General features: G+C 68.2%; 17 protein-coding genes and 1 pseudogene. 14 read left to right on the top strand and 4 right to left on the bottom strand.

The features are described from left to right. Positions 1 to 447: 447 nt before the first annotated feature. The 3 genes from IEZ19_RS41155 to IEZ19_RS41145 form a co-directional block, all read right to left on the bottom strand. Entirely contained in the window at positions 448 to 615 is a 168-nt protein-coding gene (locus IEZ19_RS41155) for a transposase (protein WP_189316509.1), read from the bottom strand. Between the two features lie 51 nt (positions 616 to 666). Next, positions 667 to 1,023, bottom strand: coding sequence for a glycoside hydrolase family 78 protein (locus IEZ19_RS41150; protein WP_189316508.1), 357 nt, complete (start codon positions 1,021 to 1,023; stop codon positions 667 to 669). Between the two features lie 102 nt (positions 1,024 to 1,125). Continuing rightward, a complete protein-coding gene (locus tag IEZ19_RS41145; RefSeq protein ID WP_189316507.1) occupies positions 1,126 to 4,233 on the bottom strand; it encodes a glycoside hydrolase family 2 TIM barrel-domain containing protein in 3,108 nt (1,035 codons plus the stop codon). 959 nt (positions 4,234 to 5,192) lie between these two features. On the opposite strand from IEZ19_RS41145, the gene IEZ19_RS41140 reads away from it, so the two are divergent. After that, positions 5,193 to 7,910, top strand: a complete 2,718-nt coding sequence (locus IEZ19_RS41140) for a glycosyl hydrolase (protein WP_189316506.1) — start codon at positions 5,193 to 5,195, stop codon at positions 7,908 to 7,910. A gap of 32 nt (positions 7,911 to 7,942) precedes the next feature. Next, positions 7,943 to 9,523, top strand: coding sequence for a discoidin domain-containing protein (locus IEZ19_RS41135; protein WP_189316505.1), 1,581 nt, complete (start codon positions 7,943 to 7,945; stop codon positions 9,521 to 9,523). A gap of 790 nt (positions 9,524 to 10,313) precedes the next feature. On the opposite strand, the gene IEZ19_RS41130 is transcribed toward IEZ19_RS41135, so the two are convergent. Next, positions 10,314 to 11,684 carry a phosphatase PAP2 family protein gene (locus tag IEZ19_RS41130; RefSeq protein WP_189316504.1) on the bottom strand — a complete coding sequence of 457 codons (1,371 nt, stop codon included), beginning with the start codon at positions 11,682 to 11,684 and terminating at the stop codon, positions 10,314 to 10,316. Positions 11,685 to 12,228: 544 nt separating this feature from the next. Here IEZ19_RS41130 and IEZ19_RS41125 point away from each other — a divergent pair. The 12 genes and pseudogenes from IEZ19_RS41125 (at position 12,229) to IEZ19_RS41075 (ending at position 23,645) form a co-directional block, all read left to right on the top strand. Further along, positions 12,229 to 12,435 carry a hypothetical protein gene (locus IEZ19_RS41125; protein WP_189316503.1) on the top strand — a complete coding sequence of 69 codons (207 nt, stop codon included), beginning with the start codon at positions 12,229 to 12,231 and terminating at the stop codon, positions 12,433 to 12,435. A gap of 666 nt (positions 12,436 to 13,101) precedes the next feature. Further along, positions 13,102 to 13,293 (top strand): hypothetical protein, encoded by a 192-nt coding sequence (locus IEZ19_RS41120; RefSeq protein ID WP_189316502.1) that lies wholly within the window; start codon positions 13,102 to 13,104, stop codon positions 13,291 to 13,293. A gap of 33 nt (positions 13,294 to 13,326) precedes the next feature. Beyond that, entirely contained in the window at positions 13,327 to 13,989 is a 663-nt protein-coding gene (locus IEZ19_RS41115) for a PP2C family protein-serine/threonine phosphatase (protein ID WP_189316501.1), read from the top strand. A 471-nt stretch (positions 13,990 to 14,460) separates the two neighbouring features. Then, positions 14,461 to 15,330: a sigma-70 family RNA polymerase sigma factor family protein gene (locus tag IEZ19_RS51665; protein WP_229841424.1), complete on the top strand. Its 870-nt coding sequence runs from the start codon at positions 14,461 to 14,463 to the stop codon at positions 15,328 to 15,330. Between the two features lie 148 nt (positions 15,331 to 15,478). After that, positions 15,479 to 15,719: pseudogene (locus IEZ19_RS51660) on the top strand (alcohol dehydrogenase catalytic domain-containing protein); the annotation flags it as partial. A gap of 278 nt (positions 15,720 to 15,997) precedes the next feature. Then, positions 15,998 to 16,669, top strand: coding sequence for a TetR/AcrR family transcriptional regulator (locus IEZ19_RS41105; protein WP_229841426.1), 672 nt, complete (start codon positions 15,998 to 16,000; stop codon positions 16,667 to 16,669). 604 nt (positions 16,670 to 17,273) lie between these two features. Next, complete coding sequence (locus IEZ19_RS41100; protein WP_189316500.1) at positions 17,274 to 19,148, top strand: AfsR/SARP family transcriptional regulator; 1,875 nt, start codon at positions 17,274 to 17,276, stop codon at positions 19,146 to 19,148. Between the two features lie 417 nt (positions 19,149 to 19,565). After that, complete coding sequence (locus IEZ19_RS41095; RefSeq protein ID WP_189316499.1) at positions 19,566 to 20,339, top strand: SDR family NAD(P)-dependent oxidoreductase; 774 nt, start codon at positions 19,566 to 19,568, stop codon at positions 20,337 to 20,339. Positions 20,340 to 20,659: 320 nt separating this feature from the next. After that, on the top strand, positions 20,660 to 21,073 hold the full coding sequence (locus IEZ19_RS41090) for a sigma-70 family RNA polymerase sigma factor (RefSeq protein WP_268248744.1): 414 nt from the start codon (positions 20,660 to 20,662) through the stop codon (positions 21,071 to 21,073). Positions 21,074 to 21,357: 284 nt separating this feature from the next. Then, the gene (locus tag IEZ19_RS41085) at positions 21,358 to 22,110 is read left to right on the top strand and encodes a sigma-70 family RNA polymerase sigma factor (protein ID WP_229841419.1); all 753 of its coding nucleotides are present in this window, start codon (positions 21,358 to 21,360) and stop codon (positions 22,108 to 22,110) included. A gap of 222 nt (positions 22,111 to 22,332) precedes the next feature. Then, positions 22,333 to 22,932 carry a molybdopterin-dependent oxidoreductase gene (locus IEZ19_RS41080; protein ID WP_189316497.1) on the top strand — a complete coding sequence of 200 codons (600 nt, stop codon included), beginning with the start codon at positions 22,333 to 22,335 and terminating at the stop codon, positions 22,930 to 22,932. After that, complete coding sequence (locus IEZ19_RS41075) at positions 22,902 to 23,645, top strand: ferredoxin reductase (protein ID WP_189316496.1); 744 nt, start codon at positions 22,902 to 22,904, stop codon at positions 23,643 to 23,645. Before IEZ19_RS41080 ends, IEZ19_RS41075 begins: the two co-directional genes overlap by 31 nt. The last annotated feature ends 10 nt before the right edge of the window (positions 23,646 to 23,655 follow it).

Below are 23,655 nucleotides of genomic sequence, written 5' to 3'. Positions count from 1 at the left end.
CTTGCTGCGGTGGATCATGAACAAGTACAAGAGGCTCCGGTCCTGGAAGAAGGCCAACCGTGCGATGCACGACGCGGTTGCCCGGCAGCCTCGGTACTTCGCGCACTGGGCCTGGGCGAAACCGGCCGTCAGATGATCAGAGCGACAAGAGCCGTATGACGGGCGACTGTCACGTACGGATCTGTGGGAGCCCGGGGCTGAGACGCCCCGGGCTACCCGACCAAACGAGATCACCGAGTGGCCTTCGATACACCGTCTCAGCGGACGTGACCCAAGTCACTTTTCAGGGACTTCGTAGTCCGCATCGCCGTGATGTCACAGGTAAGGCCATGCAGGGCGGAAATGACCGATGTCCGGTTTGGAGGGTGCCTGCCTTCGGTGCAACCCTCGGTCCCCCGGTCGGTGCAACCGTCCAACCCACCCTCCAGCCCACCAAGGAAGCAACCCTCACACCCGTCGTCGGGACACCAGCCGCGCCGTCGTTGAAGCGGCTGGGCAAGCTGTGATGCCGAGCTCCCGGACGACGGCGGTGACCGTCTTCCCCGAGGAGTCGACGAGCGCGATCGCGTCCCGCTTGAACTCCTCGGTGAACCGCTTCGTGTACTTGCTACCCACCTGGTGCTACTTCCTCTGGAACCTCAGGTCCCAGTCTCCAGGTGTCCACGATCAAGGGGAAGCTTCACCGTGGTTGACCAAGGACTCCACCTGGCCGGTGTCCCACAGGTCCGGCTTGGCCGAGTTGAGGCTGCCCAGGTTCGTGGCCGCCTTGATCTGGTTCGCGGTCTGCACGGTGTTTCGGGCGCCGGGCGCGAACTCCCAACTCAGGTCGGGGGTCGTGCTGTCGATCCCGAGTGGCGCCGCCAGTCCGTCGGCCTCCAGGTGCACCGGTGCCAGTACGTGGCCGCGGGGCGCGGCCGCATCGGCCGGCATCGCGCCGACGCTCAGGGTGGTGGTGCCCAGTAGGAACGCGAGCACATGGCGACGAGCGCACGAAGCCTCACGGTCGGTGTCATGGGCACCCATCAGTCGGAGAGAGGGTGTGAAACGATTCAAAACAGCGCCGCACGCACGTGAGTGTGACCGAACCGGGGCCTGGCCCGGCCGTCCGCGTGCGGATGACACGGATCAGCGTGCCGGTGCCTCCAGCCGGCTGATGCGCAGGGCGCCGTCCGGCTTGCCCGGGTGGGCGCTGGTCATCAGCAGGCGGATCCGGGAGCCATGTGTCGCGGCGAAGGTGATCACGGTCGGGGAGTCGGAGTTGTCGGCCCACGCCACGGAGGCGTCCTGGACCGTCGTGTACCGGCGGCCGTCCCAGACCGCGACGTCGACGGCGGCGGGCCGGGTGTGACCCGAGTCGACGGTGAAGGAGACCTCGAGCCGGTCGAAGGTCCGAGGCCGGCCGTACTCGACGGAGACCCAGTCCGTTGTGCGGGCGCCGTCGAAGGCGGGCAGCACTGCGGTCGCCGCCTTGCCGAAAGCGTTGGACCACCCGGTGGTGGGGTCGCCGTCGAGCATGACGGCGGGCGGGGTGTCGGACCGACCGGAGTAACTTGCATCGGCATGCGGGTAGTCGAACGGCGCCGGATGGTCCGGCTCGAACTCGGGTGGTGGCGTGGTCGCCGCCGCGGCTGCCGGGGTGGTGGTGAGGGCGGTCACGCCGGTGACCAGGCGAGTCGCGCGAGCGGTGACCTGCAAGGTGCCGGGCCGGACACCCGACCGTACGATGGCGAGCGCCTTGCCGTGGAAGGCGGTACGGGTGCTGGCCTGGTAGCGCTCGGCGCTCTCCTGGCGGCCGTTGTCGACGCCGGCCAAGGAGCCGCCCGCCACATGGAAGGTGATCAGGTGCTCGGCGTCGGGCACGACCACGCCGCGCTCGTCGACCACTTCGGCGGTGATATGTGCGAGGGAGCGGCCGTCGGCGGCCAGGGACCGGCGGTCCGGGGTGAGCCGGACGGCGTGCGGCTCACCGGCCGTGCGCAGGATGTCAGTGGCGACGGTCCTGCCGTCGCGTCGGGCCACCGCCTTGAGTTCACCGGGCTGGTACTCGACCTTCCAGGTGAGGTGGAGTTTGCCTGCGCTGCCGTTGGGGCTGGTGTAACTGCCAGGATGGGGACCGTCGGTGAAGGTCCTGTCGTCGCCGGTGGCCTCGGTGGTCTCCAGATAAGGGCGGCCGTCGACGGTCTTCTTGGTGTCGAACCGTCGCGTTCCGAGCGAGGCGCCGTTCAGGAACAGCTCCACGGTCTCGACGTTGGAGTACGCCCACACCTCGACCGTGTCGCCCTGCTGGTGGTTCCAGGTCATGGGCACCAGGTGCACCATGGGCTCGTCGGTCCACTGGCTGCGGAAGAGGTGGTACATGTCCTTGGGGAAGCCGGCCGTGTCGACCGCGCCGAAGTAGGACCCCTTGACCGGGAAGACCTTGTACGGGGTGGGCTCCCCGATGTAGTCGATGCCGGACCACAGGAACTGCCCCGTGAACCACTTGCGGTCCCGGTCCTTCTTGTGCCCGTACTCGCCGCTCATCGCCCAGGACTCGACGTTGTTGTCGTAGGAGGAGGTGGCCCGCCTGCCCGGGGTGTGGTTCTCACCGGTGTTGAGATGTTCCGGCTCCTGGTACGTGCCGCGGCTCGAGGTCTGCGCGGACGACTCGGACTCGAACAGGAACAGGTGCGGGTAGGTGGCGTGCAGGGCGTCCACCGACTTGGCGGTGTTGTAGTTGACGCCGAGTCCGTCGAGCTTGGCGAGCATGAGGTCGGCCGCTGAGCCCTTGGCGGGCAGGCTGCGGTACTTGTCCGAGCCGATGACGAGGGGCCGTGTGTCGTCGGCGGCCTTGATGGCGGCGATGATCCGGTCCGCCATTGCCAGGCCCGCGGTGGAGGTGGAGTCGGGGATCTCGTTGCCGATGGACCACAGCACCACGGCGGGCGAGTTGCGGGCCGCGAGGACCATCTCGGTGGCGTCCTTCTCGCACCACTCGTCGAAGAAGCGGCCGTAGTCGTACCGGTTCTTGCCCCGCTGCCAGCAGTCAAAGGCCTCCACCAGCATCACGATGCCCAACTCCTCGCACACCTCGACCAGCTGGGGCGCGGGCGGATTGTGGGAGGTGCGCAGGGCGTTGACACCCATCGACTTCATGATGGTCATCTGTCGACGGACGGCGTCGACACTGAGGGCGGCGCCGAGCGCGCCCTGGTCGTGGTGGAGGTCGACGCCCCTGATCTTGGTGTAGGCCCCGTTGAGGTGGAAGCCCTCGTCGGGGTCGAAGCGGACGCTACGGATGCCGAAGGTGGTGCGGCAGGTGTCGACGGTCCTGGCGCCGACGCGCAGTTCGGTCTCCAGGGTATAGCGCTGCGGCGTCGCGAAGTCCCACAGCATCGGCTTAGCGAGGGGCAGTTCGTGTGTCCCGGTGGCCCGATCGGCGACGGTGACGGTGGACGACGTACGGGCCACGGTACGGCCCTGCGGATCGACGACGGCGGACCGGACCTCGACCTCGGCCGCAGCGCCCGACGCGTTCAGCACCGTGGTGGCCACCCGGACGACGGCCCGGTCCGTGCTGACCTCGGGGGTGGTGACACGGGTGCCCCAACGCTCGACGTGCACCGGTTCGGTGATGACCAGGCGGGCTTCCCGGTAGATGCCGCTGCCGGAGTACCAGCGGCTGCTGGGCACTTGGTGCTGCACCTTGACCGCGAGGACGTTCTCGGTGGCGCCGTCGGTGTGCAGCAGGTCGGTGAGGTCGAAGGCGAACCCGGTGTAACCGTACGGATGCCGGCCGACCTCCGTGCCGTTGCAGTACACGTACGAATCCATGTACACGCCGTCGAACTCGATGGAGATCCGCTTGCCTTCGTAGGCGGACGGCAGGGTGAAGGCGAGGCGGTACCAGCCCAGGCCGCCCGGCAGGAAACCGGTGCCGCTGGTGGTGCCGTGCTCGACGGTGGGGGTCTGCTCGATGCTCCAGTCGTGGGGGACGGCGACCTCGCGCCAGGAGGCATCGTCGTGGCCCGGGTCGGCGGCGTCGGCGTAGACGCCGGTCGGGTCGGTGATCCCGCCCGGATCGACCAGCGCGAAGCGCCAGCCGTCGCGAAGGGCGATGGTGCGGCGGCCGGCGCCGGAGGCTGCCACGACCGGCCCGGCCTCGGCGGCCTGCGCCACCCGCGAGCCGAGGAACGCCCCGGCGGCGGGCGCGGCGGAACCGACGACCAAGACCGATCTCCGAGTGACCGACATACGTTTCCTCTCCGAATTGCTCACAAGTGGCTAGGAAAAGGTGCAGCAATGTGGAGCCCAGCGCCTCCGGCCGTCTGTTCCGAAGGGGCGGCCTGCGGCAGGCCATCTGGCTTTCAACCAGGGCAGGCCCGTTCCGCTGGCTGGGAATCGGAAGGCGGGTGGCAGTAGGGGCTTCAGCACAACGAGCCCGTGTCGTGCCCCTTCGACACGACGCTCGATATATCGAACAGCGTTCGTAAACCTGGCCAGAGAGTAAAAGGGGCCCCAAGGGGCGTCAAGGGTTTGGACGGGAGCCAGTCGAGCGCTCGCGGCCGACCCGGGTGAGCGGTCGCTGCCTCCCAGCGTGGCCGCGGCCGTTACCCGGCCTGCCGTTGACCCTCGGGTGCCCACTGCGACGCCGGTAGGCCCGCACGCGTCGGGCGACAGCGGGAAGTTGGCGGGAGGCCTGATCCGGGCGCTCAATCGTCGCCAACCGGACGGACCTTGGCCGGCTGGCCGGGATCGGTCAAAGCATTGACATGTTCCGCGCCACTTCCATACCGTGAGTCTCCTCCCCGGATTGATACGTTTCAACGATCAGCGGCGTTGAGGAGTGCACCTTCATGGCTGAGGTACACGAGAGACGAGATCCGCATGTCCGAAGAACGGTTCCTGCCGACGATGCGAGGAGAGGCCGCACTCACCGCCATGCGAGCGGTCGCTGGACTCACCCACATCACCGCGCGAAGCCCAGGTCGCGCATCCTTGCAGGGATCGTTGCCGCCATTACCGCGTGCTACTTCCTGAACCTGCTGACCGGTACGCCGGTGTCCGCACGTCCCACGAGCACAGCACACCCGCCACCGGCAGGGGCCGCGCCGGCGGCGCTGGGCTCGGAAGACGGTTCGTCCGCACCTGCGGCGAAGGGAGCGGGCCCAGGTGACAGTGGCGCCCAGCCAGCGGACTTCGTCCACAAGTTCGTGGATCCGCCGGCTGAATACCGGCCGTTCTACCGGTACTGGCACCCGGGCGGGCGGATGGACCCGGCCACGCTGAAAGCCGACTTCGAGGCGATGCGAAAGGGCGGCGCCGGCGGCGTCGAGTTGGTCAATTTCGTTCGCGACAACGCGACGGCTCCCATCGAGGACTACGACCCTGCTGTACACGGCTTCGGGACGCCGGCCTGGCGCACGCGGTTCGCCGACGCCTACCGGATCGGACAGAGCACGGGGCTGCAGGTCGACACGCTGTACACGTCCAAGTGGTCGGCCAACCTGCCGACGGTGTCGCCGGACGGACACGGCTCGGCCAAGGAGCTGTCTCTCGCGACCGTCTGGCTGGACGGTGGCGAGGCGTACAGCGCGGAGGTGCCCAAGCCGAAACTTCCCGATCGGGTGCACAAGCTCGACCTGGTCACCCTTCGGGCCTACCCGTGCCTTCAGGACTGCGACGCCGCGGCCCCGGTCCTCAATCCGGCGAAGTCCGTGGACCTCGCGCCTCGGCTGACCGCCGACCAGCGGCTGGACTGGACTGCGCCGAGCGGCGCCACGCGGTGGGTGCTGGTCGCGTCGTGGCTCCATGGCACCGGCCAGCAGGTCGAGGGTGCGGAGACACCGGGCGACTCCTTCGTGGTGGACCACTTCAGCCGCGACGGATTCGACGCGGTCAAGGACTACTGGACCAAGCGGGTGCTCGACCCGGAGGTTCGGGCGCGTCTCGTCGCCAGCGGAGGGTCGCTGTTCTTCGACTCACTCGAACTGAATCGCAACGGCAACCAACTCCGGCACTGGACCTACGACTTCCTACACGAGTTCAAGTCACGGCGAGGATACGACCTTGAGCCGTACATTCCGACGCTCGCCCTGCAAGAGCCTGCGTTCGAGCTGCCGGGAACCACGGGGGAACGGGTGCGCGAGGACTACCGGCGCACCTTGCAGGAACTGTTCCGCGACGAACACCTCCTCCCGTTGCGGAAGTGGGCACACGGCCTGGGGCTGACGCTTCGGGGACAGCCGTACAGCTCGTGGGGGCCGAGCTTCGTGGACCCGATCGAGTCGGCGTCCCTGCTCGACATCCCGGAGGGAGAGGACCGCTCCTTCAACGCAGGGGCAAAGCAGGGCTTCGTCGAGACGCAGGGCGCCGACGCCTATCGCAGCCTGGCGACCGCCGCGCACGTGACCGGTCGTTCGGTGGTGTCGACGGAGTGCTGTGCGTCGTTCGGCCGGGCGCATCGGGTGACCCGGCAGAGCCTGCTCTCGCACCTGAACCAGAACTTCTCGGCCGGGGCGAACCATGTGGTGTGGCATGGCTGGTCGCACGATGCGCCGGGTACCGCAGCGAGCTGGCCGGGGTGGGCGGCCTTCGGTAACACCGGAGTGGACGACTCCTACGGGCCGCGCAATCCCACATGGGATGACGACCGTCGGATCAACGACTACGTCGCCCGCCTGCAGGTGGCGCTCCGCACCGGCAAGCCGCGTTCAGATGTTGCCGTTTACCACGAGAAGCCCGGGCACAGCTGGCAGGGGACCGTGGGCGAGCGGTACTTCACCAGCTCTGCGCTCGAGGACCGCGGCTACTCTTACGGCTTCGTCAACGGATCCCTCCTGACCGGTGACGACACGCCGGTCGTCGGCAAGACCCTGGCTCCGGACGGCCCCGGCTTCCGTGCATTCGTCGTCGACCGCGAGCGGGCCATCGACCCGGATGTCGCGCAGCGCGTCGTGGACATGGCTCGGCGCGGCCTGCCCGTCATCGTCGTTGGCGAGGCACCGAGCCGCGCCCTGGGCAGCCGCACCGCCGACGACCCGGCGGTGCGCACCGCCTTCGACCGTCTGCACCAGTTCGACAACGTCAGGTGGGTGGGCAGCGAGGACGAGGTGCCGCAGGCGCTGGAGGCCTCGGGAGTCCGGCCGCGTGCGGCGTTGAATAGCCCCTCGACGCTGGCCGGAGTCCAGCGCAGCACCGACAAGATGGATGTCTTCTACTGGTACAACGCCTCGCAACGGCCTGAGCATTCGACCGCTTCCGTCGCCGCGGACGGCATTCCGTACCGGCTCGACCCCTGGACGGGGGCGCTCAAGAGGCTGCCGGCCTCCGTGAAGGAAGGCCGGACCGAGCTGGACTTGGAGGTCGCGCCCGGAGATGTCGCACTCGTCGTGGTGAGCGACGTGCCACTCGGACACGCTTCGGACGAGACCTCGCGCGTCGAAGACACCGGTGCCGCGCGGCCCCTGACCGAATGGGATCTGACGGTCGGGTCGTGGCATGAGGGCACGCGTCCGCAGGAGACCGTCGTCACCCCTCTGCCCCGACGGCACGTGACAGCCTCCGGAACCGACGGCCTGCTGCCCTCCTGGGACCATCTCCCTGGCCTGGAGGCCGTGTCCGGGGTGGGGACCTACCGGACGACGGTCGAAGTGGACCAGACGTGGCCGACCCGTGGCACTTATCTCGACCTGGGCAAGGTCACCACCACGTTCCGCGTCGAGGTGAACGGACGGGACGTCGGCCCCATCGACCAGCTCGACGCCTCCCACATCGATGTGAGTGCACTGCTGAGACCGGGCGAGAACGAGATCGTGGTCAAGGTGGCCACGATGCTGGGTAACGCCGTCGCGGGGAAGCCGGTCGACAGCTACGGCCTGATCGGGCCCACCCGATTGATCCCGTACTCCCCATCGCCTAGCCCGAGATGACCGAGGTACGGCCGCTACTCGAGGAGGCAGAGATGGAATTCGTCACGTCACGACGCACGCTGCTGCGCGCAGTCGCTGCCGCCGCGTCACTGGGCCCGGTGCTCGGCAACGCGGGCGGTGCGCATGCTGCGGGGCGAGACCGAGCCGGCGAGGCACGTGGTACCCACGGCCTCACCGTTCCGGAGCAACGAATGCGAGGGGTCTATGAGACGGCGCTGACGCCCTACAAGTACGGGGTCGTCCTGGAGAACGACCTCGGCTTCGTGGACGGTCCGTGCGTCTTCCGTATCGGCAGCGCCTGGTACATGACCTACTTCGTGCTGCACGGGCAGGACGGCCTGCGCAACGGATACACCACCGAGCTGGCCCGAAGCGAGGATCTGCTGCACTGGGAGCCCCTCGGCACGCTCCTGCCGTTCCGGTCGGGAGCGTGGGACGCCGCGCAGGCGGCCGGATCGATCGCGCTCCCGAACACTGCGTGGGGCGCGAGTCACCCACACACCTACGGCGGCCGGTACTGGATGTCGTACTTCGGCGGCGACCAGGAAGGCTTCGAACCGGGACCACTGGCACTGTCCATGGCGAGCAGCGCGACGCCGCTGACGCCCTCGACGTGGACGCGTCGGGACGCCCCGGTGCTGGCCCCCGGTGATGCCGATGCGCGGTGGTGGGAGAACTATCGGCACTTCCGCTCCACCGTCATCCATGACCCTGGGGGAACGCTCGGGGCGCCGTTCGTGATGTTCTACAACGCGCGGGGCGGCACACGGTACGAGTGGACTGAGCGCATCGGCCTGGCCGTGTCGAACGACATGACCTCATGGACCCGATACCGAACCGATCCCGTCATCTCGAACCCGCCCCTCGATTCGGACGGCGGGATCTCCGGTGATCCGCAGATCGTCCGCATGGGCGACGTCTGGGTCATGTTCTACTTCGGAGCATTCTGGAGGAACGGAGCCTTCAACACCTTCGCCTGTTCCTACGACCTGGTGAACTGGACCAAGTGGTCCGGTCCGATGCTCCTCGCTCCGACAGAGGGCTTCGATCGCACGTACGCCCACAAGCCCTGGGTGGTGCAGCACGAAGGCACCGTCTACCACTTCTACACCGCGGTCGGAGACAAGCGCTCGATCGCGGTCGCCACGTCACGTGACCTCAGCAGCCGGCGACGGACCGGCGCCGAACAGGTGACCGCGTCCTACACCCACTGGAAGAACAGCGTGACGTCGGTCCGGGACGGCAGCACAGACCCGGGCACCTCCTCGCAGGACATTTGGACCGCATTCGAGACGCCGAACTTCTATGACTGGGTCGAAGTGGCATTCCCTCGACCTCGAAGCGTCTCCGGCCTGAGGCTCCACGTCCACGACGACGGGGCTCACATCCGGCCACCACGCCACTACGATGTCGAGGTCGACGCAGGAGGAGGGTGGGTCACCGTCAGCGGCCAGGCACGCGTGCCCGCTGACTGCGTGGCTGGAGCGAACACCGTGACCTTCTCGCCGGTGACGGCCAGAAGGATCCGGCTCTACCTCCATCATCGTCGCGGGGGAGTCCAACCCAGCAGCGGCGGCACGTACTCCGGGCTCACCGAGATCGAGATCCTCTGACCCGGTTCCCACAGGAGTTGAGCGGGAGGAGGAGGCGCTCGCGTCGCGGAACTCCCGCGGCATTGCGTCTCCTGCAGTGCCCCGCAGCGGATCGGCCCGCTGCGGGGGCGTCGATGTGTCTGGCCGCGCAGGAACAGATCAGCACGCCGCGTGACCGGGGCGGCCCATGAGACCGGTCGGCACGTCGGTCAGCGGGAACTTCCGGTCAGGTTCGGCTGCTTGACGGGGTGGGGTGCAGGGATGGACTAGACATGCAGGGTGGGCCGGTAGATGAGCCGTCTTCATTCCGGGCACGACCGATCCGGGAAAACCAACACGATCACGGGGTTGCTACTGGAGGCCAGTGCTCACGGCGTGCCATTCCTGGTCATCGAGCCCGCGAAAGCCGAGTACCGTTCGCTGATCTCACATCCGGTGCTTGGCCAGGATATGCAGATCTTCACCGCGGGGAAAGGCCACCGTGGGCCCGTTTGTCCTCAACCCGTTTGTGGTGCCTGATGGCACAACCGTCAGCGAACACCTCGACCTGCTGCGGGCCGTGTTCACCGCATCCTTCGGCATGTGGACCCCGCTGCTGTTGAGTGAAGCTTCCCCTTGATCCACGATCAAGGGGAAGCTTCACTCAACAGCGTCACCCTGCGCAACGGACACCTCGGTGACGAGTACGGCGGCTCCATCCTCGTCAAACACGGCCGCGCCCTGTCCGTCAACAACAGCATCGTGTCCTTGCGACGCCGACATCCCGGCCTCGCTCGGGCAGCGCGCAGACGACAATCTGGTGCAACACGATTCAGATCGGTTCCGGATGCGGTTCCAGTTGTCGCGCCGGTGTGGCTCTCGGTTCCGACGCTGCGGTGGTCCGTACGTAGCCGTAGACCACTGAGGTCATCGCCAGTATGAGCAGTGGTCCGGACACCCACGGATGCTCGGCCATCTTCAACGACAGGAATCGGTAAGACACCAGCAGCGCAGCGAAGACCGTTGCGCCGTAGGCGACCAGCCTGATCCCTGATCGATCCCAGCCGCGGTCTAGCGACCGCAGAGCTGCCTCGATCGTGAGCACAAACACCACGCCGGCAATGAGGTCCACGCCGTAGTGGTAGCCGAATCCGAGCGTTGCGGCGAGCGTGGCAATCAGCCAGAACGTTCCTGCGTACCGCAGAATGCGTGGGCCCTTCCGGGAATGGATGAAGATCGCGGCAGCCCACGCCGTGTGCAGGCTGGGCATGCAGTTCCGCGGGGTTATCCCATCGAACGGCATGGGGTGCGGGGTATGTATGGGCGGCGGTGTATGTGGCCACAGGTCGGCCACCGCCCAGTGCCCGCTGGACGGAATCTCCGGCGACCACAGGCTGACCGTCGCCCAGTGCTCGGTGCCGGTGCCGTAGGCGAAGATCGGTCCGACCACCGGGAAGATCATGTAGAAGGCCGGCCCGAGAAGGCCGATCACCAGAAAGGTGCGCACCAGGTGATGGCCCGGGAAGCGACGCTCGACCGCCACGCCGCGCAGTTGATACAGCGCGACGACGACCGCGGCCACCGCGAGCTGCCCATAGACGATGTCGAGGAAATTGAAGCCTATGAGGCCGGTGGCCGTGACACCCCGGCCTACCAGCCATGACGGATTGCCCAGCGCGTGATCGGCTGTTGCCACGTACGTGTCGAGCACCACTGGGCGTGTCTTCGAGGTGATGAGCAGCCATGTGTCGCCGGTCTTGCGGCCGGTCACCAGCAGCAGGCCCAGCCCGACGCCCTTCAGCAGCAGGCCGCGTTCTGGGCCGGTGCGGCGAGTGACAGCGATGACCGCGTAGCCCAGAATCACCCACAATGCACCGTTGCCGTAGGGGTGGCCGCCGGTCGTCTTGGCATCCACCGCCCATCGAACCAGCGAGAAGGCGATATCGATACCGATCGCCGCACCCGCCGCGATGAACCGTTGCCGCCAGGTGAGGACCACCATCATCAACGCCATGGCGGCGTACAACAGGCCGCCCGACTTGGGGGCGAATACCACCTCTCGCACCTGGTTGGTGATCGGCCCTGGCAGGCCGCAGCGACGCGCGGCGAACTCCAGCACGATGAGGAATCCGAGGGCCGCGACACCCGTCACGGCCCAGAGTCTCGCCCGTGGTCGGGGTAGGTCCGGTCGAGGTATGTGCATGGGCGGAGCGGTCACTTTGCCCGCAATCCCGATACGTCTCCCAATACCCTGAGACATCTCATATCCCCTCGGCCCGCCCCTGCACGCCACCCGTGCCATTGGTGTGCCGGGAGGGAAACACAGCGGATATGCGCAGGTCAATAGCCATGTAGGTGCACAAGCGCCGTCGCGTCCCGAGCTGAGGCCTCAGGCACCGTCGTCACGGGAGGGTGTCGCCGTTCGCCCACCCACTCGCCGGCCACGTTCGGCTCGTGGGCAGAGCTGCAGGCCACCCTTCAGCGCGAGTTCGGCACCTCCGACCTCGCCGACATCCACCCGCGTGCCCGGGTCACCCGCATCCGCATCCCCGCAGCCCCCTGCGCGTAGACGCCGCGCGGGTGGCCGCCCACCGTCCACAATCCGGCTGCCGTGTGCGGGGGTTGCCGTGCTTGGCATCGGGTCGGTGAGGGTCGGTGCGTGCCGGGCCGCAGTGATGCGGCCCGCTCCCCGCTCCTGCGGCCTGGCAGCCCGTTCCATCCGCCTCACCACCGCCTTGGAGAAATTGATGAGCCACGTCCGCGGCATCACCGACGATGGGCGTCCCCGCGACTACAAGGGACACGTCATGGAGGAAGCAGGCAAGGGCGCCTACCCCTACGACTGCATCGCGAAGGACGAGCACCCAGATGCGATGGTGTTCATGTGCCACTCCTGCAACGTGGGGGCAGCCGAACCGCTTACCTTGCTGCCGCGCAACGTGGCCTGGGTCTAGCTCAGGGGCGAGCACGAAGCCGCCACTTGGGATTCCTGCGTGGGAGCCCGTCCTGACCGCTTCCGGATGGGGCGGGCTCGCCGCAGAAACGGCCCCGGGGCCATGCTCGTTGACCGGCCGGGCCAAGGCGCGTGCGCATGCGGCGGCGTTGCCCGCCGAGGTGGGGCTGGTGCGGGGTTGCGGGGATTACTGCGTGTTCCGGCAGGTTCGATGCCCCACCAACCCTGACTGATCGGAGGTGCCGTGCGTGACCACACCACCGCCCAGGAGACCGGGCCGCGTGACACGCAGTGCGACGCGAGGGAAGTGAACGCAGCTTTGGAGTGGACCGCCGGGCGCACTGCCGATATGCACGGCGGACAGGCTACGGACTACCTTGCCAGCCTCCGTGTGCGCCTGCTGGGCTTCGGCTACAGCAGGACGGAAGCCGTCCGCAAGGGCACCGAGAACGGCACGACGCCTGGCCGTACCCGGCGGACGAGTCGCCGTCCGGACCGCTCCCCTGGCACACGATTGCCGATGACTACGAAAAGGCCGGGATGACCGGCTTCTACGACACCCCGCACGGTGTGCTGTGGATCAACTCCGAGACCTGACCCTGCAAGAGAACCGAGCTGCCCGCGGTATCCAGGGGGCCGAATGCCGATACCAGCCCGGAGAGCAGCCATGGCGTTGTTGAACGACCACGAGCAGACCTACCGATGTGCCAACGGGTGCGGCCGCACGGTGACGGACGAAGTAGGCCGTGACGAGGAACAAGTGCGCTGCGCCTGGTGCATCGCCGCCTTCCACCAGGGGCGCACCCCCTCCGTCACCGGCGCCTTGACCACCCCGCTCGGCCAGACACTCAACGGGTAGGCCTCTGGGGCTTGACCCGGAATCTTTGCGTACGTGCTGCTGGACGGGATCGGCTCGAGTGAGACCGTCCGGGAGTGGACGCGCACGCCGGCGCGTCGTCTCGCCCAGGCCGCCGCCCGCCGCGGTGACGCCGAGGCTGGGCTGCGCGCGGTTTACACGGCCTACGCCGCCGAGCGTGGCAGCGGCTACGGGTGGCCGAAGGCCGCCGCGGTCGCCGCGGTCACCGCGCCGGGCCATCCGCTGACCGTCGCCTGGTGCGGTGACTCCCGCGCCTACCTCATCCAGGACGGCGCCGCGCACTGCCTGACGAGGGACCACAACTTGCGGCGCGTAATCCCACCCTGCGCTGCGCATTCCGGTGGCAGCCGCAACGTCATCACTTCGTGTCTGGGGGCGTGTGACAGCGACGTGGAGGTGAAGAGCCGGTACGGGCACCCCGCGATCGAGGCTGTCTCCCGCCCGGTGGGCAGTGGCCGCCTGGTGCTGGCCTCCGACGGTGCGTACGAGCCGCACGAGGATGCCGGTCGTCCGTTCGCGGATGCGGTGGCCGGTGACCTGCGCATGGCCGCCCGCCGTTTCGTCAAGGACGCGGTCTGCCGGTCGATCGCCGCCACTACGGCTGTGGACCCGAACCGGCCCTACGCCGACAACGCGACTGTCCTTCTTGCAGGCCTCGGCGCCCCCTTGACCCGCTGACGGCGCCAGGCCACGGCCCCACTGGCCCTCGATCCCGCCTGTTTGACCGGGGCGGGGTCGAGGGCCGGATGCGTTCCCGGGGGGCGGACTTCCCGCGGGGGCCGCCGCATGCCCACCGTCGGTGGTTGGGGGTTGCGGGGCTTGCTGCGGGAGGGGTCACGGTCCGGGCAGCGGCCCGCCGACGGGCCGTCCATCTCGCCATCGTCCGTTTTGAGGAAGGCCACCGTGTCTGATTTCGCCATGCCCGTGAGCTGTCTGAGCGACGCCACCGCGACCGACGCCGCCGCCGCTGCTGGCGGGCCTGCCGCTGCCGTTGTGTTCGCTTCTTCCGAGGACCTGCAGCACGCGTTGTCTGCTGTGGGTGTGTGGCGTCGTGTGTCTGCCGCGTTGGATGTGTCTGTGCCGCGTTTGGCTGTCGGCGGTCTCGCCCCGCAGGATCACGGCGGGGAGGTTGGGCCGGTGGCGGGGCTCGTGTTCGCTGAGGATGCGCCCGCCGAGCGGGCTGCGCGCATCGAGGGCACGGTGACTGTCACCTGGGATGGGGCGTTCACGGTCCGTGTCTACGGGATCGGCTGGCGCCGGTGGGCGAGCGGTCTCGAGCAACTCGGCGCGTTGCAGCCCGCCGCCGGGTCCGGTCTGGCCGGAGGGCCGGTCTGGTCGTTGCGGCCGGGTTCGGATCTGCCGCAGGGGCGCCGGGTCCGGCACGGCCACCTCCAGCCCACCGACCGGGTGAGCGTCGCGGCGGTCACCGAGCACGCCGTCAGCCGGACGGGCATGGTCAACGGTTTGCTGTCCGGGCGTCCCGGCGCCCGGGCCGGTCTTGAGTTCGGCCGGATCGCCGAAGTGCTGAATGTCTCCGTGACGGGTGCCCGGCAGCTCGCCTCGCGGGCACGACGGCGGGTGGCCGAAGCGAAGCAGTCCACGCCGCAGGCGTCGAAGGCGGAGCGCGAACGCGTCCTCACGGCCTTCCGCACGGCCTTCCGCGCCGCCTACGAGGCCGGGGACCTGGCCGGCCTGCTCAAGCTCCTGCACCCGGACGCCGTCTACGTCACCGACGGCGGCGGCAAGGTCCCCGCGGCACGCAAGCTCATACACGGCGGCGAGCGCGTCGCCGAGGCCATGGCGCGTACGGGGCGCCAGTGGCACCACCCGGACCGCACCGACTTCGCCGAGGTCGGCCGCGAGCTCGCCCTCGTGGTCCACCGGGAAGGCCAGGTCTACTCCGTCGACACGATCCAGATCACAGACGGTCTGATCACCGCGTACCGCAGGGTCATCAACCCCGACAAACTCGTGCGCGTCGGAGCTGCCACACCCGGAGGGGCTACCTCGTCTCCCTGATGAGAACGCAAAACGGGCGACGAAGGAATACGCGGGAGCAGGTGAGATCGATCATGCAGAACGGCATACATCTACCTGCAGCCGCTATGAGCCCTGCGCGCAAGCGGGCTGTGCGCTCGGGTCGCCCCTCCCCCCAGTAAGGACCTGTATGCAAGCCATCACTGTGCGAGACCGTAACGCCGGTCTTGCCGGGATGTCCCTGACGGACATGCCCTACCCCCATTCGGCCGAGAACGACGTCATCGTGCGGGTGCATGCCGCTGGCTTCACCCCTGGAGAGCTGGACTGGCCCGCCACGTGGACCGATCGCGCAGGCCGTGACCGGACGCCGAGCGTGCCGGGGCACGAGTTGTCCGGTGTCGTGGCGGAGCTGGGGTACGGCACGGAGCGGACGTACTCCGCCACCGCGCCAGCCCCCGACCCTACGTGGTGGTCCGTCGGTTCATCCAGCAGGCCGTTTCGGCTGCTCGGTCGGGTGGCCGGCATGGTCGCGGCTCGGCTGTCGCGTCGAGTGGGCGCTGGGTTCCAGCTCTCCGGTCGTGGGCTCGTCGGGACGGCGAGGCCCGGGGCGATGACTCCGGGTCGGATGGGCCGAGGGCCGGGTCAGAAAAGGACCTTGAGGTCCACTCCGAATCCTGCTAGCGTTCGCACCGGTAATCTGGTCAATGTGGCGGAACAGGCGCGCGACAAGAACGGCTCCCGGTTGACTGAGCGCGGGCGGGCGACTCAAGAGCGCATTTTGAGGGCCGCGGCCGACATGATGTACGTCAAAGGCGTGTCTCTCACGACCCTCGACGAGGTCAGGGCGGCCAGTGGAACGAGTAAATCCCAGCTCTACCGCCACTACCCCGACAAGGATGCGTTGGTGCGGGACGTTGTCGCGTTGCAGGCTGCAGAATTGCTCGAACGTCAGCACCAGCTACTGCAGCGGCTCAGCTCCCTCCGCGGGCTGGAGCGCTGGCGGAACGCAATAATCGAGCACAACGCGCTCCGAAACGGAGCGTACGGCTGCCCGCTCGGCTCCCTTGCAAGCGAGCTGGCCGATCAGGACGAAGAGGCGCGCCAGGCGATCGCCCGGCACTTCGACACCTGGGAAGGGCTGCTCGAGGCCGGGCTCGTGCGGATGAAGGACTCGGGAGTCCTCCGTGCCGACGCGGACGCCGGAGAGCTCGCCACCGGCCTCATGGCCGCCCTTCAAGGCGGCTACCTCCTTGCGCAGACGGCCCGGGACGTCAAACCCATGAGGATCGCCCTCGACATGGCGATCGGCCACGTCAAGGCCTATGCCGTGCCCGCCGAGGACGCCAATCCACCTGAAGGGGGCACGAGAGGGCGCTGAGACCGTCCGGGACGAGGCGGCGCCGAGAAGTCCCGGTGCGGCGCCACATGTTGCGTCGCGGTCTCCCTGCCGGCTGGACTTCATCGTCCTCCCGGCAGGCGCCCGGGGCGTGACGGCGGGAGGACTTCGTCCGCACGCCCCACTGCCCACATGCGGCCCCAGCCACCAACGAAAAGCGGCGGCTCCCTGCGTAAAAGGCAAGTCCTTTCCGTCGAGCTCTCCGGCCGGACGGAACGCGGACAGGACGCCCGCTCGCCGCTGCATGCCTTCCTCCACACCGGAGGTCACCGAGTGGTCCGCCAACCGCCACCAGCCCCGCAGCTGCGCGAGCACACACCGCCGCCCGCGGGGACCTTGACGATGTGCGAGCCTGCCCGCTGTGCCATGAAGAGCTGCTCGGCCGCGGCCAGGACGCCGCCGTCCTGGCACACCAGCACAGCGCCATGGCAGCCGTGCAGCGCGAGGTGCCAGTGGGCTTGGCCTACAAAGAGGGGACTATTTAGTCCAGAAAATTGGGCCGATCTGCGGTACGTTTGGGGAAAGCGGTCCCTTGCGGACAGCCAAGCAACCAAGCCTCACAAGGATCCCCAAGGCGGTAGGCACCATGTATGCGGGCGTCCGGTTCTCAGTGCTCGGCCCAGTCCGGCTACACAGAGAGGGGGTCGAAGCCGGAGCTGGTCAACCGAGGCAGTGCGCCGTGCTTGCTTCGCTGTTGCTCAGGGCGGGCAGGCCTGTAAGCCTCTCGAAACTGGTGGAGGACGTGTGGGGCGACGAGGCCCCACCGTCGGCCATAGGCTCCGTGCGCACCTACATCTACAGGCTCAGACAGGCACTGGGGGAGCAGAGTGACAGCTCCGTACGCCTGGTCGACGGGGGCTATCTGCTGCACATCCAACCGGACGCTCTGGACCTGAACAGGTTCAAGGAGACGGCGGCAAGGGCGCGGGAAGCACGCAGCACCGGCGACCTGGCGTCCGCGACGAGCCTGCTGACCGAGGGCCTCGAGATGTGGAAAGGAGTGGCCCTCGCCGGGGTCCCAGGGCCGTTCGCGGGCCAGCAGCGCAGCGTCCTCGGCGAGCTGCGCCTCGCCTGTGCCGAGGAGCAGCTCGCCTGCGAAGTGGAGAGAGGGCGCTACGCCGAGGCCGCCGCAGAACTGTCCGCCCTGCTAGTCGAGCACCCACTTCGAGAGCGCGTATGCGGCCTCCTCATGACCGCGCTCTACGGTGCCGGGCGGCAGTCCGAAGCCCTGACGATCTACCACACGACCAGTCACGTGCTGCGTCAACACCTCGGCGTCAACCCGTCGCCGGAACTGCAGCAAGTCCACGAGCGCATCCTCTCCGGGCGATTCCAGCTCCCGCAAAGCGCCGACCGCCCGAAGGGCGCGCCGCAAACACCCCCGCCTCACGCCCCGGCCCAGCTCCCAGCCGCCTTGCCGAGCCTCGTCGGCCGCGAGAGAGAGCAGGAGCAGGTCGAGCGCCTGGTCGCCGATGCCGAGGTGTCGTCCTCTGTGGCCATCTGCACGGTCGGCGGACTGGCCGGCGTCGGCAAGACAGCTTTCGCCACCACCGTCGCCCACCGTCTGGCAGACCGCTTCCCGGACGGCCAGCTCTTTGCAGACCTGCAGGGAGCCGGACCAGAGGCCGAGCCGCGGGATCCCGCGCACGTACTCGAGGACTTCCTCCAGTCCTTGGGGGTCCGACCCGAGGACATACCCGAGACCGCGCAGGCACGAGGGCTCATGTTCCGCGGCTTGCTGGCCGACCGCCGAGTGCTCGTCGTGCTCGACAACGCATGGAACACGGACCAGCTGAAGCATCTCCTCCCCGGAGGCCCCGGCTCCATGGCCCTTGTCACCAGCCGCATGCAACTGCACGCACTCGTCGCCGCCTACCAAGCGCTTCCCCTGACACTCATGCCCCTGAGCCAGACGGACGCACGCAACTTCCTCGCGCGCCGACTCGGCGCAGCAAGGACAGCGGCCGAACCAGAGGCCGTCGACCGCATCATCCGGCTGGCCGCGCAGCTCCCCTTGGCCCTGGCCAACGTCGCCGCCCGCGCGGCCTATCGACCACAGCTGCGCCTGGCGAGCCTGGCCGACGAGTACGAGGCGCCGGAGCACAGCGCCCTGGACGCCTTCGCGAGTGACGAGGACCAGGCGCTCGACGTCCGCGCGTCCATCACCCGCTCGTACCGCCTGCTCGACACGGAGACGGCGGCGCTCTTCCGCGACCTGAGCGCCTGCCCAGACCCAATGTTCGCGGCATCGCAGGTCGCGGACCTGGCCGGACGGTCCGAGTGTCGGGTCCGCCAGGTCCTGTCGCGTCTCATTCGAGCGCATCTCGTCTCGGAGATCGGCCCGGGCCGGTACAGCTGGAACCGGCTCGTGGCCGCATACGCAGCGGAGCAGGCAGGGCAGGGACTCCTCGACCAGGGCAAACCGGCCTGTGGTAGGACGAGCAGGGGCCAGCATCCATAGGCACTCTGCGGAGACGATGCCACGGCCAGTAGCCGAGACCGAGCAGTTCCCGAAGAGGGAGCATGCCCGACCGGGCGGCGCCGTCATACGAGATATCTCGTATAGGGGGGCGCTGCCGACCCCCGGGGCATCCGGTGCGACACCCTTTTCCATGGGCCTGCGCCACCAGAGAGCATCACAGGGCAGCCACTCAACGGCTTTCTGCGGCTTCTCTGCGCGGGCGTTTGCGGGCAGTAGTGCGCAGAGGACCAGAGGTGGCGGGCAGGACGGATCTATGCAGTGTTTCCGCTTGGTTGGCCGCGGGGCCGCTGCGATTGGCGTCGTAGAGGCCTTGTAGAGCTGCTGTAGAGCCTGCCGTGGCAGGGTCGAGTGCGTAACAGGCAAGAGGTGTTCGCCGCTCAGTGGAGAGTGATTCGCATGGCCACGGACTTCGAAGGCAAGAAACTCGTCGTGATCGGCGGCGCCAGCGGCATGGGCTTCAAGGTTGCCGAGGACGTGATCGCGGAGGGCGGCAGCGCGGTGATCGTCGGCCGCGCGGGTCAGAAACTCGACGATGCCGTGGCGAGCCTGTCGGGCTCCGGCAGCGCATGGTCGATCGAGGCCGACCTGGCGGACTGGGACCAGGTCGTCGAGGCGCAGAAGCAGTTGGCGGAGGACCACCCCGACGCCACCCTCCTTGTCAACTCGGCAGGGTTCTTCCTGCCCAAGCTCTTCCTCGACTACGAGGTCGCGGACTACGACTCCTATCACGACCTCAACAGGGCGACCTTCTTCCTGACGCAGACCGTCGTCCGGGGCATGATCGCCGGCGGTCAGGGCGGCGCCATCGTGAACGTGGGCAGCATGTGGGCGCACCAGGCCCTCGCCGTGACACCGTCGTCGGCCTATTCGATGGCCAAGGCCGGTCTGCACGCTCTTACGCACAACCTGGCCATGGAGCTCGCCGGCGAGGGCATTCGTGTGAACGCCGTGGCTCCTGCTGTCACCAGGACGCCCCTGTTCGAGAAGGTCTTTCCCGCGGGCCAGTTGGACGGCGCGATGGAGCAGCTGAGCGGCCTGCACCCGCTCGGCCGGGTCGGTACTCCGCAGGATGTGGCCTCCGCGATCGTCTTCCTCCTCTCGTCGGCCTCGAGTTGGACCACGGGCGCCATCCTCAACGTCGACGGTGGAGTCATGGCAGGCCGCAACTAGACGTACCTCTCACGCCCCTCCCGGGGCCGCCACCTGACACCTACCCCGGGCGGGGCAGCCAAAGGGTGTGTTGTGTTCCGCCTTCTTTGACGTGCTCCCTGGCTGCGCGTCAAGCAGCTTCGGCAGGCGTTCGGTTCGGATCCGCCGCTGCACCCAGATCAACGAGCGGGCTGACACCAGCAGCGGCCGGCCCGTTTGGGCGCGAAGAGAGGCAGCGACCGTGAAAACGATGCATTTCCCACCGGAGCCGGGCACCAGCAGCCGGCAGCCGGCAGGAGAGCCCCGTCCAGCGCCGTGTGAGATTCGAGTAGGAAGCCCTCCTGCATCGCCGTACCCTCTACGCCGCTGCCTGGCACATGACTCGCCACGCAGCAGACGCTGAGGACCTGGTCCAGGATGCGTACGCGCGTGCGTACGCATCGTTCGACCAGTTCCGGCCGGGTACGAACTTCAGAGCCTGGATGGAGAGGATCATGGTCAACCAGCACATTTCTGCGCGTCGCAGGCAGCGGTGCAGACCGCGCCTGTGCTTTTCCGCCGAAGTCGAAGACCAGCAGCTGGCGCGTCTCGGCGCCTGCGCTTCCGGAGCGCTGAAGTCGGCCGAAGGGGATGCGCTGGAGCGGATCGTGAATCCCGACCTCAAAGCAGCCTTCCGTCAGATTCCCCCTCCGCGCCGTCTCGCTGTGTACCTCGCTGACACCGAGGGCCTCTGGGGACCCCGGTGGGCAGCGTGACGTCGCGCATCCACGGGGGCGCCGGCAGCTGCGCTGGCTGCTGGCCCAGGACGCGCTCGGGCTGCGCGCAACATGACCGCCCACTACCGGGAGGAGGGCCGCAGGTCTCCTCCGCAGGGCCCGCCACCAGCCAGGCGCGGCAGTGCGGGAGAGTAAGCCCCCACACCGCGCGCGAGTCGCTCATCGAAATACGCCGGAAACTCCGTCCGTGAAATCCCGGGATGCGCGCACGACGAAAGCAAAAACGGCGACTTCGCGTAGACGTCCTGTAGATGGTGCCGTGATTGGCTTACCTGCACGAGATGACCTGGAGATTGAGAGCCATGCACTCTGCGGATGCCAGAAGAACGTGCCGCTCGGCTCTGAGTGAATATGCCGGAACCAGTTGCAGCGCTCCGGCAACAGGGCCCGCCAAGGATCGGGGAAAACTCGATCCGGAGTCCGCCGCCTGGGTAGATGCGCTCGAAGACGGCCACGGGCCGCAGTACGAGCAGGCCTGCACGCGGCTGCATGAAGTGCTGGTGCGGATCGCCATGGACGAGGTGTTCCGCCGGGGGCCTCGTTACCGAATTGCCGGGCCCGAGCTGAACGACCTCGCCCACCAGGCGGCCGCCGACGCACTGATGAAGATTACGCACAAAATCCAGGAATTTCGAGGCGATGCCAGGTTCACTACGTGGGCATTCCGATTTGTCGTGCTTGAAGTGTCCAGCAAGTTGGGCCGCCATTTCTGGCGTGTCTCAAACGCGCGATTCGACTTGGACGAATGGGCGCAAGTTCCCGACCGCTCCGGCACTGACCCCGTCAGTCACTGGCAGGCGCGAGAGCTGGGCGAGGCCGTACGCGAGGCAGTCGAGACGGCACTGAGCGCCCACCAGCGGCATGTCTTCACCGCCGTCGTCAACGGGGTCCCCCTGGAAAGGCTCGCCGGCGAGCTGGAGACGAACCGGAACGCGCTCTACAAGACGATGTTTGATGCCCGCAAGAAACTGAGAGCCCAGCTGATAGCCAGCGGTCACCTCAGCGGCGCAGGCTGATGCGGCGGCGACCACGTCGACCGGACAACGCTGACCGGGGTGCCCGCATCGCGGCCACACGCATCCTGGGCACCCGGTAGCCGCCCCCCAGGACGGACGAGAGAGGCTGCTCCGCCAGGAGTTCACCTTCTCGGGGCGTCCCCAGTAAGAAGTCGCCCCTCGCGGGCGCTCACCTCCGAAGTGGCCCGCAGGGGCCGCACTGGACGAACAAGGACGGCGAGCATGGCGTTCATCTCGCGCGGGTTCCACGGCCGAAGGCCGTCGGCGGGCACGAAGCTGCCGCCTGGGCAGTACGAGACGACCGGCTTCCCGGTGCTGTCCGCCGGGCCCACTCCCCGCATCCGGCAAGACGACTGGAAGCTGTCCGTGACCACGGAAGCCGGGAAGCAGCATGTGTGGGACTGGGCAGGCCTGATGGCACTCCCGGCGGAGTCCCCGACCGTCGACCTGCACTGTGTGACGAAGTGGTCGAAGTTCGGCACCGAGTGGCAAGGTGTGTCCCTGGACGTTCTGCTCGCGGACGTGGAGACGGCCGCAGAGCACGTCCTCGTCACCTCGTACGGGGGCTACACCACGAACATCCCCCTCGCCGACCTGGTCGACGGCAAAGCGTGGATTGCCTACGGCTACGGGGGTAGCGACCTGGCGCCCGAACACGGTGGTCCTGCTCGGCTGCTGGTCCCGCACCTGTACCTGTGGAAGTCCGCGAAGTGGGTCCGCGAGATCGAGTTGCGGCCGAGCGACGTGCCCGGCTTCTGGGAGAGCGCCGGTTACCACAACTACGGAGACCCATGGCGAGAGCAGCGATACCAGGGAGACTAGGCGACCGGCTCCGGTGGCGGACCGCGGAGGTAACGGGTCGGCGCGTGGAGTCGGCTACGGCCGTCACCCTGACACTGGACCTGCCGGGCTGGCCCGGGCACCTGGCCGGCCAGCATGTGGACGTCAGGCTGACCGCAGAAGACGGCTACAGCACCCAGCGCAGCTACTCGATCGCCTCGGCCCCCAACGGCCGGAGCCTCGACCTGACGGTCCAGCGCACATCCGGCGGGGAAGTGTCGCCCTACCTCGTGGACGAGCTCGTGCCCGGGGACCGGCTGGAGCTGCGCGGGCCTGTCGGCGGCTGGTTCGTCTGGAGGCAGCAGCAGACGGAGCCGATTCTGCTGGTGGCGGGCGGATCGGGACTCGTGCCTCTGATGTGCATGGTCCGCGCGCGGGAGGCGGCCGGCAGCCGGGCCCCGTTCCGGTTGCTGTGCGCAGCGCGGACCCCGTCGGACCTGCTGTACCGCTCGGAGCTCCGCCAGGGGGCGCCGGGGCTGGATACGACGTACCTCTACAGCAGAGAGGCCCCCGCGGACTCACCGCGCCCGCCGGGGCGCATCGCCCCCGAGGACTTGGTTCGCAGCGGCTGGCCCCCCGACTTCGAGCCAACCTGCTATGTCTGCGGGCCCACGGCGTTCGTCGAGAAGACGGCTGCCTACCTGGTGCTCCTGGGACATGCACCTGAGCGAGTACGTACCGAGCGCTTCGGCTGACAGTGGAGGT

Origin of the sequence: Streptomyces brasiliensis, from assembly GCF_014647875.1 — a bacterium.
GTDB classification, from domain to species: Bacteria; Actinomycetota; Actinomycetes; order Streptomycetales; family Streptomycetaceae; genus Streptomyces; species Streptomyces brasiliensis.
This window is presented reverse-complemented; position numbering and strand designations above follow the sequence as displayed.